Annotated in this window: 12 protein-coding genes; 4 read left to right on the top strand and 8 right to left on the bottom strand. The window is 64.5% G+C overall.

The features are described from left to right. The first annotated feature begins 177 nt into the window (after window positions 1-177). Entirely contained in the window at window positions 178-885 is a 708-nt protein-coding gene (locus tag H7993_RS05360; RefSeq protein WP_122478788.1) for a TetR/AcrR family transcriptional regulator, read from the top strand. Window positions 886-930: 45 nt separating this feature from the next. After that, window positions 931-1941: a beta-N-acetylhexosaminidase gene (gene nagZ, locus H7993_RS05355; protein WP_185793707.1), complete on the top strand. Its 1011-nt coding sequence runs from the start codon at window positions 931-933 to the stop codon at window positions 1939-1941. Window positions 1942-1950: 9 nt separating this feature from the next. Here the strand turns inward: nagZ and H7993_RS05350 are convergent, their stop codons facing one another. Next, on the bottom strand, window positions 1951-2901 hold the full coding sequence (locus H7993_RS05350) for a D-2-hydroxyacid dehydrogenase family protein (RefSeq protein ID WP_185793706.1): 951 nt from the start codon (window positions 2899-2901) through the stop codon (window positions 1951-1953). Window positions 2902-2917: 16 nt separating this feature from the next. After that, window positions 2918-3934 (bottom strand): alpha/beta fold hydrolase, encoded by a 1017-nt coding sequence (locus H7993_RS05345; RefSeq protein WP_185793705.1) that lies wholly within the window; start codon window positions 3932-3934, stop codon window positions 2918-2920. Between the two features lie 243 nt (window positions 3935-4177). Here H7993_RS05345 and H7993_RS05340 point away from each other — a divergent pair, with 243 nt between their 5' ends. Then, window positions 4178-4951, top strand: coding sequence for an enoyl-CoA hydratase (locus H7993_RS05340; RefSeq protein ID WP_185793704.1), 774 nt, complete (start codon window positions 4178-4180; stop codon window positions 4949-4951). Between the two features lie 59 nt (window positions 4952-5010). Here H7993_RS05340 and H7993_RS05335 read toward each other — a convergent pair whose 3' ends face one another. The 6 genes from H7993_RS05335 to H7993_RS05310 form a co-directional block, all read right to left on the bottom strand. After that, complete coding sequence (locus H7993_RS05335) at window positions 5011-6162, bottom strand: acyl-CoA dehydrogenase family protein (RefSeq protein ID WP_122478779.1); 1152 nt, start codon at window positions 6160-6162, stop codon at window positions 5011-5013. 14 nt (window positions 6163-6176) lie between these two features. Next, window positions 6177-7268, bottom strand: a complete 1092-nt coding sequence (locus tag H7993_RS05330; RefSeq protein ID WP_185793703.1) for an enoyl-CoA hydratase/isomerase family protein — start codon at window positions 7266-7268, stop codon at window positions 6177-6179. Window positions 7269-7714: 446 nt separating this feature from the next. Next, on the bottom strand, window positions 7715-8515 hold the full coding sequence (locus H7993_RS05325) for an ABC transporter ATP-binding protein (RefSeq protein ID WP_122478775.1): 801 nt from the start codon (window positions 8513-8515) through the stop codon (window positions 7715-7717). A gap of 9 nt (window positions 8516-8524) precedes the next feature. After that, window positions 8525-9400, bottom strand: a complete 876-nt coding sequence (ntrB, locus tag H7993_RS05320; protein ID WP_122478773.1) for a nitrate ABC transporter permease — start codon at window positions 9398-9400, stop codon at window positions 8525-8527. Between the two features lie 27 nt (window positions 9401-9427). Continuing rightward, window positions 9428-10762 (bottom strand): CmpA/NrtA family ABC transporter substrate-binding protein, encoded by a 1335-nt coding sequence (locus tag H7993_RS05315; protein ID WP_185793702.1) that lies wholly within the window; start codon window positions 10760-10762, stop codon window positions 9428-9430. A gap of 275 nt (window positions 10763-11037) precedes the next feature. Continuing rightward, window positions 11038-12294 (bottom strand): nitrate regulatory protein, encoded by a 1257-nt coding sequence (locus tag H7993_RS05310; RefSeq protein ID WP_185793701.1) that lies wholly within the window; start codon window positions 12292-12294, stop codon window positions 11038-11040. Window positions 12295-12470: 176 nt separating this feature from the next. Here H7993_RS05310 and H7993_RS05305 point away from each other — a divergent pair, with 176 nt between their 5' ends. Further along, window positions 12471-13397: a Gfo/Idh/MocA family protein gene (locus H7993_RS05305; RefSeq protein WP_185793700.1), complete on the top strand. Its 927-nt coding sequence runs from the start codon at window positions 12471-12473 to the stop codon at window positions 13395-13397. Window positions 13398-13400 lie beyond the last annotated feature (3 nt).

Raw genomic sequence — 13400 nt, 5'->3', positions numbered from 1 at the left:
CCCTTGGCAATACCGTTTTCCGGGCGCGTCGCCTGCCGAAGTTCGCATGCTGCGCTAAGGCGATGAATTTGTATGCTTTAATACGTGACCGCATGGCCACGAAAAGCCTGTATGGACTTGACAGTCACGCACTTTGAAACGTATGTTTCAAACAAGTGTTTGTCAGGCGGAGTTGCCATGGCCCAGTCGGAAACCGTTGAACGCATCCTCGATGCCGCCGAACAGCTTTTTGCAGAGAAAGGCTTCGCGGAAACCTCGCTGCGCCTGATCACCAGCAAGGCCGGGGTCAACCTGGCGGCGGTGAACTACCACTTCGGTTCGAAGAAAGCGCTCATCCAGGCGGTATTCTCCAGATTTCTCGGGCCTTTCTGTGCCAGCCTCGACCGCGAGCTGGAACGGCGGCAGACCAGCGCGATGCCCAAGGCCAGCCTCGAAGAGCTGCTGGAAATTCTGGTAGAGCAGGCGCTCGTGGTCCAGCCGCGCAGCGGCAACGATCTCTCCATCTTCATGCGTTTGCTGGGCCTGGCCTTCAGCCAGAGCCAGGGTCACTTGCGCCGTTACCTGGAAGACATGTACGGCAAGGTCTTTCGTCGCTACATGCTGCTGGTCAACGAAGCCGCACCGCGCATTCCCCCCCTCGAACTGTTCTGGCGCGTGCATTTCATGCTGGGCGCTGCCGCCTTCAGCATGTCCGGGATCAAGGCACTGCGTGCCATCGCGGAAACCGACTTCGGCGTCGATACCTCGATCGAACAGGTAATGCGCTTGATGGTGCCGTTCCTCGCTGCAGGCATGCGCGCGCAGAGTGCGGTGACCGACCAGGCCATGGCCGCCGCTCAATTGCGGCCACGCAGCAAGAGCGCCCCGGCGGTTGCCAAGGCCTGACGTGTGCCCGGTCGCCCTCCAGATCCCTCTCTACAAGGAAAATCCATGAGCGCTCGTCTGCAAGGCTCCCTGATGGTCGACGTCGCCGGTACCTGGCTCAGCGCAGAGGACCGCCATCTGCTGCGCCAGCCCGAAGTGGCCGGGTTGATCATTTTCGCGCGCAACATCGAGCATCCGCGTCAGGTACGCGAATTGACCGCCGCCATCCGCGCGGTGCGGCCCGACCTGATCCTGGCGGTGGACCAGGAGGGTGGACGCGTGCAACGGCTACGCCAGGGCTTCGTGCGCCTGCCGGCCATGCGCGAGCTGGCATACCACGCGGATGCGGCCGTCCTGGCCGAGCACTGCGGCTGGTTGATGGCCGCCGAAGTACTGGCGGTCGGGCTGGACCTCAGTTTTGCGCCGGTGCTGGACCTGGATCACGGGCACAGCGCCGTGGTCGGCACCCGCGCGTTCGAAGGCGATCCCGAGCGGGCCACGCTGCTGGCGGGCGCGTTCATCCGTGGCATGAATGCGGCAGGCATGGCGGCATGCGGCAAGCATTTTCCCGGTCACGGCTGGGCGGAAGCCGATTCTCACGTGGCAATTCCCACCGACGAGCGCAGCCTCGAGCAGATTCGCGCCTGCGATCTGGTGCCATTCGCGCGGCTGGCGGGCAAGCTGGCGGCGGTCATGCCGGCCCATGTCATCTACCCCCAGGTGGACAGCAACCCAGCCGGCTTTTCGCGCCGTTGGCTGCAGGACATATTGCGCGGCGAGCTGGGCTTCGAAGGGGTGATCTTCAGCGACGACTTGTCGATGGCCGGCGCCCATGTGGTCGGCGACGCCGCCAGCCGTATCGAGGCGGCCCTTGGCGCTGGTTGCGACATGGGCCTGGTGTGCAACGACCGGGCGGCGGCCGAGCTGGCCTTGAGCGCGGCGCAGCGCATGGGCGTGCAGCCCTCGCCACGCATCGCCGCCATGCGCGGGCGGAGCCACGCCGACTTCGAGTACCGCCGGCATCCGCGTTGGCAGCAGGCGACAGCGGCATTGCGCAGTGCCGGCCTGATCGACTGAGGGTTGCGGTCAGCGGGTCAGCAGGCGCACTGGCTGGCCCGAATGCCAGGCCAGTATGTTTTCGATCATCTGGCTGAAGAACAGCCGATAGTTGTTGCCGCTGACATAGCCGATGTGCGGCGTTGCCAGCACATTGGGCAGGGTCCGGAACGGATGGTCCAGCGCCAGGGGCTCCTGATCGAACACGTCCAGCCCCGCGCCGCCCAGGTGCCCATCACGCAGGGACTGAATCAACGCTGCTTCGTCGACGATCGGGCCGCGCGACGTGTTGACCAACCGCGCGCCCGGCTTCATCCACCCCAGCGCCTGGGCATCGACCAGCCCCCGGCTGCGTTCGCTCAGCACCAGGTGCACGCTGAGCACATCGGCCTGCTCGAACAGTTGCTGCTTGCTCACGTATTCGACGCCCACCTGCGCGGCACGCTCGGGTGTCAGGTTCTGACTCCAGGCAATCACGCGCATGCCGAACGCCTGACCGAAGCGCGCCACCTTTTCACCGATACTGCCCAGGCCCAGCAGGCCCAGTGTGCTGCCGTGCAGATCGCCACCCAGGCCGATCTGCCAACCGCCAGCGCGCAGCGAGTTCGCTTCACCGAGCAGGTCGCGGGTCAGCGCCATCAGCAGTGCCCAGGTTAGTTCCGGCGCGGCGTGCTTGTAGCTGTCCGTGCCGGCCACCTGGATGCCCAGCCGGGTCGCCGCCTGCAGGTCGATGGCTGCGTTGCGCATGCCGCCGGTCACCAGCAGCTTGAGCTGCGGCAGTCGTTCCAGCAGGCCGGCGTCGAACAGCGTGCGTTCACGCATCACGCAGATGATGGCGTAGGGCGCAAGGCGCTCGGCCAGCGCCGCGCTCCCGCCGCTGTAATCGTGAATGAAGTCGAGGTCGCCTACGGCCTGCAGCGGGGTCCAGTCGACCACGTTTTCAGCGACCGATTGCCAGTCGTCGATGACGGCTATTCGCATGGGGGGTTGCCTCTTGTCAAAGCGGTTTCTGGGGAGTGTCCAGCCAGTCGAGCAGGGCCTTGTGGAAGCGCGCCGGCTCCTCCATTTGCGGGGCGTGGCCAAGCCCGGCGAATTCCACCAGGGTGCTGTGAGGAATCAGCCGGCTGGCCTGCTTGCCCAGTACGGTGTATTTGCCCAGCGTGGCCTTGACTTCGGGCGGTGCGATGTCACTGCCGATCGCCGTGGTGTCGGCGTCGCCGATCAGCAGCAGGGTCGGCACCTGCAGGTCCTTGAACTCGTAGACCACCGGCTGAGTGAAGATCATGTCGTAGATCAGCGCCGAATTCCATGCCACCAAGGTATGCCCCGGACCCTTGTTCAACCCCGCAAGCATGTCTACCCAGCGGTCATACTCAGGCTTCCAGCGACCACCGTAATAGGTGGTGCGCTCGTAGTTGCGGATGCCTTCGGCGGTGACCTTGGTTTCACGGTCGAACCACTGGTCGACGCTGCGATAGGGCACGCCCATGGCTTTCCAGTCTTCCAGGCCGATGGGGTTGACCATGGCCAGGCGCTCGGTGTCTTCGGGGAACATCAAGGCGTAGCGAGTGGCGAGCATGCCACCGGTGGAGTGGCCCATGATCACCGCTTCCTTGACCCCGATACGGGTCAGCAGGTCATGGGTATTGTTGGCCAACTGCTGGAAGCTGTATTGATAGTGCTCAGGCTTGCTGGAGGTGCAGAAGCCGATCTGGTCGGGCGCGACCACCCGGTAACCGGCATCGCTGAGGGCCTTGATCGAGCTTTCCCAGGTGGCGCCGCAGAAATTCTTGCCATGCATCAGTACCACCGTGCGGCCGTTGGCCTTGCCGTTGGCAGCAACGTCCATATAACCCATCTGCAGGCTTTTGCCCTGGGACTCGAAGGCGTAATGTTGCAGCGTGTACGGATAATCGAAACCCTGCAGTTCGGGACCATAGGTGGGCGATGAATCGGCGGCCAGCAGTGGCTGGGCGAAGACGCTGGCAAGCGCCAGCATGGACAGGCGAAGCATGGGGGACCTCCTGGAGTGGGCTGTGAAGTGACGTGGACACGCCGGCACAGGGTGTCGCAGGTCTGTACCGTAGCATCCATTGGAGGTTTGCACGCCCAGGTGGTGCCGAGCTGCGGCGAAAGAATGTCCGCTATCAGGTTTCAGAATGCTACAAACACGACGCGATCCTGGGCAGTTCGCCGCCCAGGGGTCGATACAACAATAATCAGCGAGGCAGACAATGCCTCTATCTGGAGACATGCCATGGCTTTTGAAACCATCCTCTTGGAAACTCGCGGTCGCGTGGGCCTGATCACGCTCAATCGGCCGCAGGCGTTGAATGCCCTCAACGCCCAGTTGATCGACGAATTGAACCAGGCGCTCGATCGCCTGGAAAGCGATCGCGAGGTCGGTTGCATCGTCCTTACCGGGTCTGCCAAGGCGTTTGCCGCCGGCGCCGATATCAAGGAAATGGCAGAGCTGCGCTACCCGCAGATCTACCTCGACGATCTGTTCCATGAGAGCGACCGGGTCGCCAATCGGCGCAAGCCGATGATCGCTGCCGTGGCCGGCTTTGCCTTGGGCGGGGGGTGCGAGCTGGCGTTGATGTGCGATTTCATCCTGGCCGCCGACAATGCCAAGTTCGGCCAGCCGGAGATCAAGCTGGGCGTGCTGCCGGGCATGGGCGGCACCCAGCGCCTGACCCATGCGGTGGGCAAGGCCAAGGCCATGGAGCTGTGCCTGACCGGTCGTTTGATGGGCGCCGAGGAAGCGGAGCGGGCAGGGCTGGTTGCCCGTATCGTGGCCGCCGACCGACTGCTCGACGAGGCGTTGGAAGTTGCGCAGCAGATCGCAGCCAAGTCGCTACCGATCGCCATGATGGTCAAGGAGAGCGTCAACCGCGCTTTCGAAGTGAGCCTGTCCGAAGGCGTGCGCTTCGAGCGGCGGGTGTTCCACGCGGCGTTTGCCAGTGAAGATCAGAAAGAAGGCATGGCGGCGTTCATCGCCAAGCGCGAGCCGCAGTTCAAGGGTCATTGAGCAAAAAGGGGGACTGGTCGTCGACCAGCCCCCCTCGATGGCACGTGTTGCATGCGGCACTACAGCAGATAGTTGCGCAGCTCGCGCGCGATCAACATGCGCTGGATCTCGCTCGAGCCTTCGTAGATCTGGGTGATGCGTGCATCGCGGTAATACTTTTCCACGGGGTAATCTTCGAGATAACCGTAGCCCCCGTGCACCTGTACGGCGCTGGAGCAGACCCGTTCGGCCATTTCCGAGGCGAACAGCTTTGCCTGCGAAGCTTCGGACAGGCAGGGCAGACCGGCACTGCGCAGGCGTGCGGCGTGCAGCACCAGCAGGCGTGCAGCGTTGACCTGCACCTGCATGTCGGCCAGCAGGTTGGCCACGCTCTGGTGTTCGATGATCGGCTTGCCGAACTGCACGCGTTCACGGGCGTAACCCAGCGCCGCTTCGAAGGCGGCCCGCGCGATCCCAAGCGCCTGGGCAGCGATGCCGATGCGGCCGCCTTCGAGGTTGGACAGGGCGATGTTCAAGCCCTTGCCGCGTTCGCCGAGCAGATTGGCGGCCGGCACGCGACACTGGCTCAAGGTGATTGCGCAGGTGTCGGAGGCACGGATGCCGAGCTTGTGCTCGCTGCGGTCGACGCTGAAACCTGGGGTGTCGGTGGGCACCAGGAAGGCCGACAGGCCTTTCTTGCCCAGCTCCGGGTCGGTGACCGCAAACACGATGGCCAGCTTGGCCCGTCGCCCATTGGTGACGAACTGCTTGGCGCCGTCGATCACCCAATGTTCGCCGTCGAGCACGGCGCGGGTGCGCAGGTTGTTGGCTTCGGAACCGGCCTGGGGCTCGGTGAGGCAGAAACAGCCAATGACCTCGCCGCTGGCCAGGGCGGCCAGCCAGGTGTCCTGCTGCGCCGGGCTGCCGTAGTTGAGCAGCGGGCCGCAGCCTACGGAGTTGTGCACGCTCATCAATGCACCCAGCGCGCCGTCGGCAGCGGAGATCTCTTCGACGGCCAGGGCATAGGCGACGTAATCGGTGTAGCTGCCACCCCATTGTTCGGGCACCACCATGCCCAGCAGGCCAAGGGCACCCATCTGCGCCACCAGGGTATCGTCGATCCAGCCTGCCTGTTCCCAGGCACGGGCATGGGGCGCCACTTCGGCGCGGGCAAAATCGCGCGCCATGTCGCGGATCATGATCTGTTCTTCGCTCAGTTCCAGGTCTTGCATGGCAGACTCCGGCCTCAGAGGCCTTGGAAGAATGGCTCGACGCGTGCGCGGGTAAGCCGGTCTAGCGTCGGTGGGTTCCAACGCGGGTTCTTGTCTTTGTCGATCAGTAAAGCACGCACGCCCTCGATCAGGTCGCCCTGTTCGAACCACTGGCGGTTGAGATGCAGCTCCAGGGCAAAGCATTCCTCGAGGGAGCAGTGGCGACCGCGGCGCAGCAGCTCCAGGGTGACCGCCATGGCCAGCGGTGAGCGGGTGCGCATCAGCCGCGCGGTGTTCTGTGCCCACGCCTGGCTGTCGGCGACGTTCACGTGTTCCAGCTGTTCGACCAGGCTGGTCAGGTCGTCCTGGCCGAAAAAGTGGTCGATGGCCGGCCGCAAGCGGTGCAGCGGGGCATCCGCGAGCGTTTGCACACCAAGGCGGGCAAGCACACCCTGCAGGTCCTTGAGGGCGTTGTCGCTCCATTGCAGTCTGTCCAGGCGCTCGTCCAGCAGGGCCAGGCGGTCGCTTTCCAGGTACCAGTCGGCCAAGCCGCAGTAGAGTGCATCGGCCGCCTCGATCTGGATGCCGGTAACCCCCAGGTAAGTGCCGATTTCGCCGGGGATACGGCTCAGGAAGTAGCTGGCGCCGACATCGGGAAAATAGCCGATGGCCACTTCGGGCATGCCCAGTTTGCTGCGTTCGGTGACTACCCGCAGCTCGGCTGCCTGCGCCAGGCCCATGCCACCGCCTAGGGTATAGCCGTCCAGCAGCGCCATGACTGGCTTGCGGTACAGATGCAGGCATTGGTCCAGCGCATATTCTTCGTTGAAGAACACTTCGCGCAGGGCGTCTTGGTTGAGATGGCTGTGGTAGAGGCTGCGGATGTCGCCACCGGCGCAGAAGCCACGGTCGCCGGCGCCGCGCATTACAACGGCATGGATGTGCGGATCCAGCGCCCAGGCATCCAGGTAGCCGCGCAGGGTACGGATCATGTCGAGGGTGAGTGCATTCAGACCGGCAGGCCGGTTGAGGGTCAAGTGACCGATATGGTTGCGGACTTCGCCGAGTACCTGATCGTCGAGCCCCAGGGAAGAGCGCTGGGGCGGGGGAAAGACCTGAGCTGTCATCGCTGAATCCCTGCTTGTTATTGATTTCCTGAGATAAATAAGCGGACCAGGCGATCGTGACAGGCAAGTTTGCAGCTTTCAATGCAGATTAATGCAGGCGTTGCCTGCAAATTTGCACGGGTTGCACGCGCTGGTCGGCATTCAGTAGACCGACCCCAACCAGCGTTCGTTCGCCCGCGCCCCGCGGCAAGTATCCCGTAGGAGCGGTCATCGGCCGCGAAAGGGGCACCGCGGATTGACAGATGCGCCGCGGCGCTCGTTTCGCGGCCACGGACCGCTGCTACAGGAGGGCGGTCAACGTAGGAGCGGTCATCGGCCGCGAAAAGGGCACCGCGGATTGACAGATGCGCCGCGTCGTCCGTTTCGCGGCCACGGACCGCTCCTACAGGAGGGTTGCATTCCCCTGTAGCAGCGGCGCGAGCCGCGTCGGCGATCAATGCGGTGGATCAGGCCACCGCTTCGATGACTTTGCCTTGCTTCTCGTAGAGGAAGCTGAGCACCGCCAGGCGGTACTGGTTGTACTTCGGGTCGTCGGCCAGGGCCAGTCGGCTGCGCGGGCGCGGCAGGTCGATGGTGAGGATTTCGCCGATGGTCGCTGCCGGGCCGTTGGTCATCATCACGATGCGATCGGAGAGCAGCACTGCCTCGTCGACATCGTGGGTGATCATCATCACGGTATTGTGCAGCTCGCTCTGTATGCGCATCACCTCGTCCTGCAAATGGGCGCGGGTCAACGCGTCCAGCGCGCCGAACGGCTCGTCGAGCAACAGCACCTTGGGCTGCATCGCCAGCGCGCGGGCGATGCCGACGCGCTGCTTCATGCCGCCGGATATCTCGCTCGGACGCTTGTGCAGGGCGTGGGTCATGTTGACCATTTCCAGGTTGTGCAAGGTCCAGGCGTGGCGTTCGCTTTTGCTCTTGCTGCGCTTGAAGACCTTGTCCACCCCCAGCGCGACGTTTTCATAGACGGTCAGCCAGGGCAGCAGCGAGTGGTTCTGGAACACCAGGCTGCGATCGGGCCCCGGCTGGCGCACCTCCTTGCCGTCGAGGATCACCGCGCCATTGCTCGACTCGATGAGCCCGGCGACGATGTTCAGCACCGTCGACTTGCCGCAGCCTGAATGGCCGATGATGGAGATGTACTCACCGCGCGCGACGTTGAGGTTGATGCCGCGCAGCACCTGGCTGGTAACGCCATCGCGCTCGAAGTGCTTGTCGACGTTTTCGATACTCAAGTAATGGCTCATGTTGCCTCCTCAGCTTTGCGAAGTGCCGCGGGTGACCAGGCGTCCGACCATCGCCACCAGGCGGTCGAGGCAGAAGCCGACCACCCCCACGTAGGCCAGGGCGAGGATGATGTCGCTGATGCGCGAAGCGTTCCAGGCGTCCCAGATGAAGAAGCCGATGCCGACGCCGCCGATCAGCATCTCGGCAGCGATGATCGCCAGCCACGACAGGCCGACGCCGATGCGCAGGCCGGAAAAGATGTAGGGCGCGGCAGCCGGCAGCATGATCTTGCTGAAGTATTCCGCGCCATTGAGGCGCAGCACCTTGGCCACGTTGCGGTAGTCCTCGGGAATGTTGCGCACGCCGACCGAGGTGTTGATGATGATCGGCCAGATGGCGGTGATGAAGATCACGAAGATCGCCGAAGGATAGCTGTCCTTGAAGCCGGCCAGCGACAGCGGCAGCCAGGCCAGGGGTGGCACGGTGCGCAGGATCTGGAACAGTGGATCGAGCCCGCGCATGGCCCAGGTCGATTGCCCCACCAGTACGCCCAGGCTGATCCCCACCACCACGGCCAGGGCGTAGCCATAGGCGACCCGCGACAGGCTCGCCAGCAACTGCCAGGCCATGCCCTTGTCATTGCCGCCGTTGTCGTAGAACGGATCGACGATCAGCTCCCAGGTGTCGGTGATGACCTGAGTGGGCGGCGGCAGCGCTGCGCCCTTGCCACTGCAGACCAATTGCCAGACCAGCAACAGCAGGGCACCGATCACCACCGGCGGCAGACACTGCTGAAGCACGAAGCGCCGGGTGTTCTTCAGCAGGCCCGCCAGTACCGGCGGCTTGACCTGAGCCTTGGCGACCGCTTGCGCGGCGCTGTGCAGCTTCTTCACTTCAGCATTCATGATGACCTCCGGTGCGTGCGGGAAACATCAGGCCAGGGCCTTGATGGACAGGCTGTCGAGATAGGCCTGGGGGTTCTGGGGATCGAAGGTCTTGCCGTCGAAAAAGGTTTCGATGCCGCGCGAGTCGGAATCGGGAATCTGCGCCGCTGGCACGTTCAGTTCCGCAGCGGCCAGGCGCCACAAGTCGGAGCGATTGACCTTGGCGACCAAGGCCTGGCTGTCGAAGTCCTTGGGCAGGTAGCCCCAGCGCTTGTTCTCGGTGAGGAACCACAGGTCGTGGCTCTTGAATGGGTAGGAGGCGAAGTCATCCCAGTAGCGCATGATGTGTGGACTGTTGTTGACCACCTTGCCGTTGCCGTAATCGAAGTTGCCTTTCATGCGCTCGGTGATGTCGGCGACAGGCGCGTTGATCCAGCGCCGCTTGGCGCAGATCTGCGCGACTTCTTCCTTGTTCTGTGGCTGCTCGCAGAACATCTGCGCCTCCATCACCGCCTTGAGCAGTGCTTTGGTCGCGTTGGGGTTCTTGTCGACGTAGTCGGCGCGCAGGGCCAGGGCTTTCTCCGGATGCTTGTTCCAGATCTCGCCGGTGGTGTTGGCGGTGTAGCCGATCTTCTGGTTGATGAGCTGGGCGTTCCACGGCTCGCACACGCAGAAGCTGTCCATGCTGCCGACCTTCATGTTGGCAACCATCTGCGGCGGCGGCACGACGATGGTCGACAGGTCTTTGTTCGGGTCGATCCCGCCTGCCGCCAGCCAGTAGCGCAACCACAGGTCATGGGTGCCGCCGGGGAAGGTCATCGCCGCGTTGACGGCCTTGCCACTGGCCCGCTTGCTGGCCAGCGCGGCCTTGAACGGCGCGGAATCCAGGCCCAGCGCCAGGTCCGCGTGTTCGTTGCCTACCGAGATGCACTGGCCGGCCAGGTTCAGCCGCGCGACGATGTACATCGGCACCGGCTGGTTGTTGGGGGTGACCTTGCCGGCCGCGATCAGGTAGGGCATGGGGGTGAGAATGTGCGCACCGTCGATGCCATTGGCGGCCGAGCCCAGCACCAGGTTGTCCCGCGTGGTACCCCAGGAGGACTGCTTGAGCACTTCCACTCCGGTCATGCCATGCTTGGCGAAAAAGCCTTTCTCGTCGGCGACGAACAGCGGCGCGGCGTCGGTCAGGGCGATGAAGCCCAGCTTGGCCGTGGTGGTTTCCAGGCCGTCGCTGCCCGCCGCCCACACCGCCGAAGACAGTCCCGGTGGCAGCAGGCCGAGGGCTGCGCCGGCACCGGCGACGGTCAACGACTGCTTGAGAAAGTGCCGACGCCTGGCGTCGTGTGCGCTTTCCGGGTGTCCTTTGAAAGGCTTGTCATCCATCGCTGATTCCCCTGCTGGTGGCGGCCAAAAAAAAATGCAAAAAAAACGGCGTTCACCCGTTCCCGGCAATGCTGTCGGGAGCGCGTGGACACCGTTGTCCAGGATTCGAAATGTCGACCACAGGTGGCTGCGGTCCTGTTGGTCTCAAAGCAGGTTGCGTGCCAAGGCGGCCTGCGCCAGGCGCTGCGGCCGTTTGCCAGCTTCAGGCCGCGTCACCGTGCACGGATGCGGAGCATGCCGCCCGTGGGATGTGCAAATAGGGCGCAATGTCGGCATCAACCCTTGCCGGCCACGGCCAGTACGTTCTGCGCCATGTCGACCATGCGCAGCCCGCGCGACATCGCCGATTGCCGCAGTCGGGTGTAGGCCTCGCTCTCGCTCAACGCGTATTCGTTCATCAGCAACTGCTTGGCGCGTTCCACCAACTTGCGTTCGTTGAGCGCCTGGCGTGCTTCGTCCAGCTGCAGGTTGGCGTCCTGCAGGCGGTGGGTCTGGGCCTGCAGCAGGTCCAGCAACGAGCGGCCCATCTGCGGGCCGTGGCCGTCGGGCGCCGGGCTGTCGAGATCGCTGGCCTGCACGCTGAACAGGCGGGCATCGCCACAGCCCATGGTTTCCAGGCTGGCCAGGCGTTGCAGCAGCACGCGGTGGTTGTCCAGGTCGGCATTGGCCAGCTTGATGCTGCTCTGGCAGCTGGCGAGCAGTTGTTCGGCCAGGTGTGTCTCTACCTCGTGCATCTGGTCGATGCGCTGGCTGTGCAGCTCGAACCACAGCTGCGACAGGCCGGGGTCCACGGGGTGTTGCGCCGAGGTGCGCATACCCACTTCGCGCAGGCGTAGCAACTGTGCGGTGATCTCGCTGTGCTGCAGGTCGGCCCAGCGCTGCCCGGCCACTGGGTCGGCGAACTCGCCGAAGGTCTGGAAGCAGCGCTGCTGGCTTTGCGTCAGGTGCAGGATGCGCTCCTGCACACCGGCATCGAAGAAGCCTGCCGAGAAGCCCGCCACGCCGGTGGCGCGTTCCTGGCCGGCCAGCTCCTTGCCCTGCATGAAATTGAACAGCGCCACCAGCACTCGGGTGATACTCGGATCAATGGCGGTGTCGGCCGCTTCGAACACCACGGCCATGAGCCCACCCACCAGGCGGGTCAGGGCCGCCGTGGCGACGCTGGGGCTCAGCAGACGTTCGCGGATGCGACGGCGCAGGCCGGGCAGTTCGTCGAAGCCGTGCAGCACGTAGGCCACACGATTGAACAGGCGGGCACGGTCGGCAGCGCTGGCCGCGTTCAGGTCCATGGCCTGCAACCGCTGCAGCACGTCCTGTTCAAGTGCCCGCGCCTGTTCCGTATGCAGGTCGAGTTGGCTGCGGTAGGTTTCGACCTGGCTGCCCAGGTAGACATTGGTGTAGCCCCGCTCGCGCTGCAGCGCGTGGACCAGGCGGCTGATCAAGGTCACCAGTTCGCAGGTGTCGGCAAGTCCGCGCAGACCTTCCAGCTCGCTGCGGCGGGCGGCCAGCATGAAGCGCAGGGCAGGGGGCATGGGGCGGTCTGGCAGGGCGCGGTCGGGCATGGCGGGCTCGCAACTTCGGTGATGGACAGCCCGACTGCATGCAAGTCCCGGTCCGATCCCCGTTGGCCGCTTGTACGCCGCTGCGTATGCCGGCAGCCGCGTAACTGCTATAACGCCCGAGCCAAACAATAAAAAAGGAGTGAACGATGTCCCCCATTCGTCTCGGCGTGGTCGGCTACGGCAAGATCGCCCAGGATCAGCATGTGCCCGCCCTGCGCGACAACCCGGCCTTCGAGCTGGCCGCAGTGGCCACGTTGGGGGCACCTTGCCCCGGTGTCGCGCATTTCGGCAGCCTGCGCGAGCTGCTCGCTAACGGCCCGGACATCCAGGCGCTGGCCTTCTGCACGCCGCCCCAGGGCCGTTATGCACAAGTGCGTGAAGCCCTCCAGGCCGGCAAGCATGTGCTGGTGGAAAAACCACCCTGCGCCAGCCTCGGTGAGGCCATGGCATTGGTCGAACTGGCCGCCGAGAAGGGCGTGACGTGCCTGTTCGCCTGGCACTCGCGCTTCGCCGCAGGTGTCGAGGCCGCGCGGGCCTGGCTGGTGGGCAAGCAGCTGCAGGCGGTCACGGTCCAGTGGAAGGAGGACGTGCGCAAGTGGCACCCGGGCCAGCAGTGGATCTGGCAGGCCGGGGGGCTGGGTGTGTTCGATCCGGGTATCAACGCCCTGTCGATCATCAGCCACGTGTTGCCCGAACCGCTGTTCGTCACCCACGCCAGCCTGCGCTTTCCCGGCAACCGGCAGGCGCCGATTGCGGCCGACCTGACCATGAGTGACGCCACCGGCCTGACGGTCAGCGCCGCGTTCGACTGGGACCACGGCCACGACGAACTCTGGCAGATCGAGGTGCGCTGCGCCGAAGGCTGCCTGCGCCTGACCCATGGCGGTGCACACCTGCTGATCGACGACGTGCCACAGACGCTCGCCACGACAGGCGAATACCCATTGCTCTACCACTATTTCGCGCAGTTGATCGAGGCCGGTCGAAGCGATACCGACTTGCAGCCTCTGCGCCTGGTGGCCGATGGGTTCCTGCTGGGGCAGCGCGAAACGGTCGCCGATTTCCTCGACTGAACC

It is taken from the genome of Pseudomonas baltica (genome assembly GCF_014235765.1).
GTDB classification, from domain to species: domain Bacteria; phylum Pseudomonadota; class Gammaproteobacteria; order Pseudomonadales; family Pseudomonadaceae; genus Aquipseudomonas; species Aquipseudomonas baltica.
This window is presented reverse-complemented; position numbering and strand designations above follow the sequence as displayed.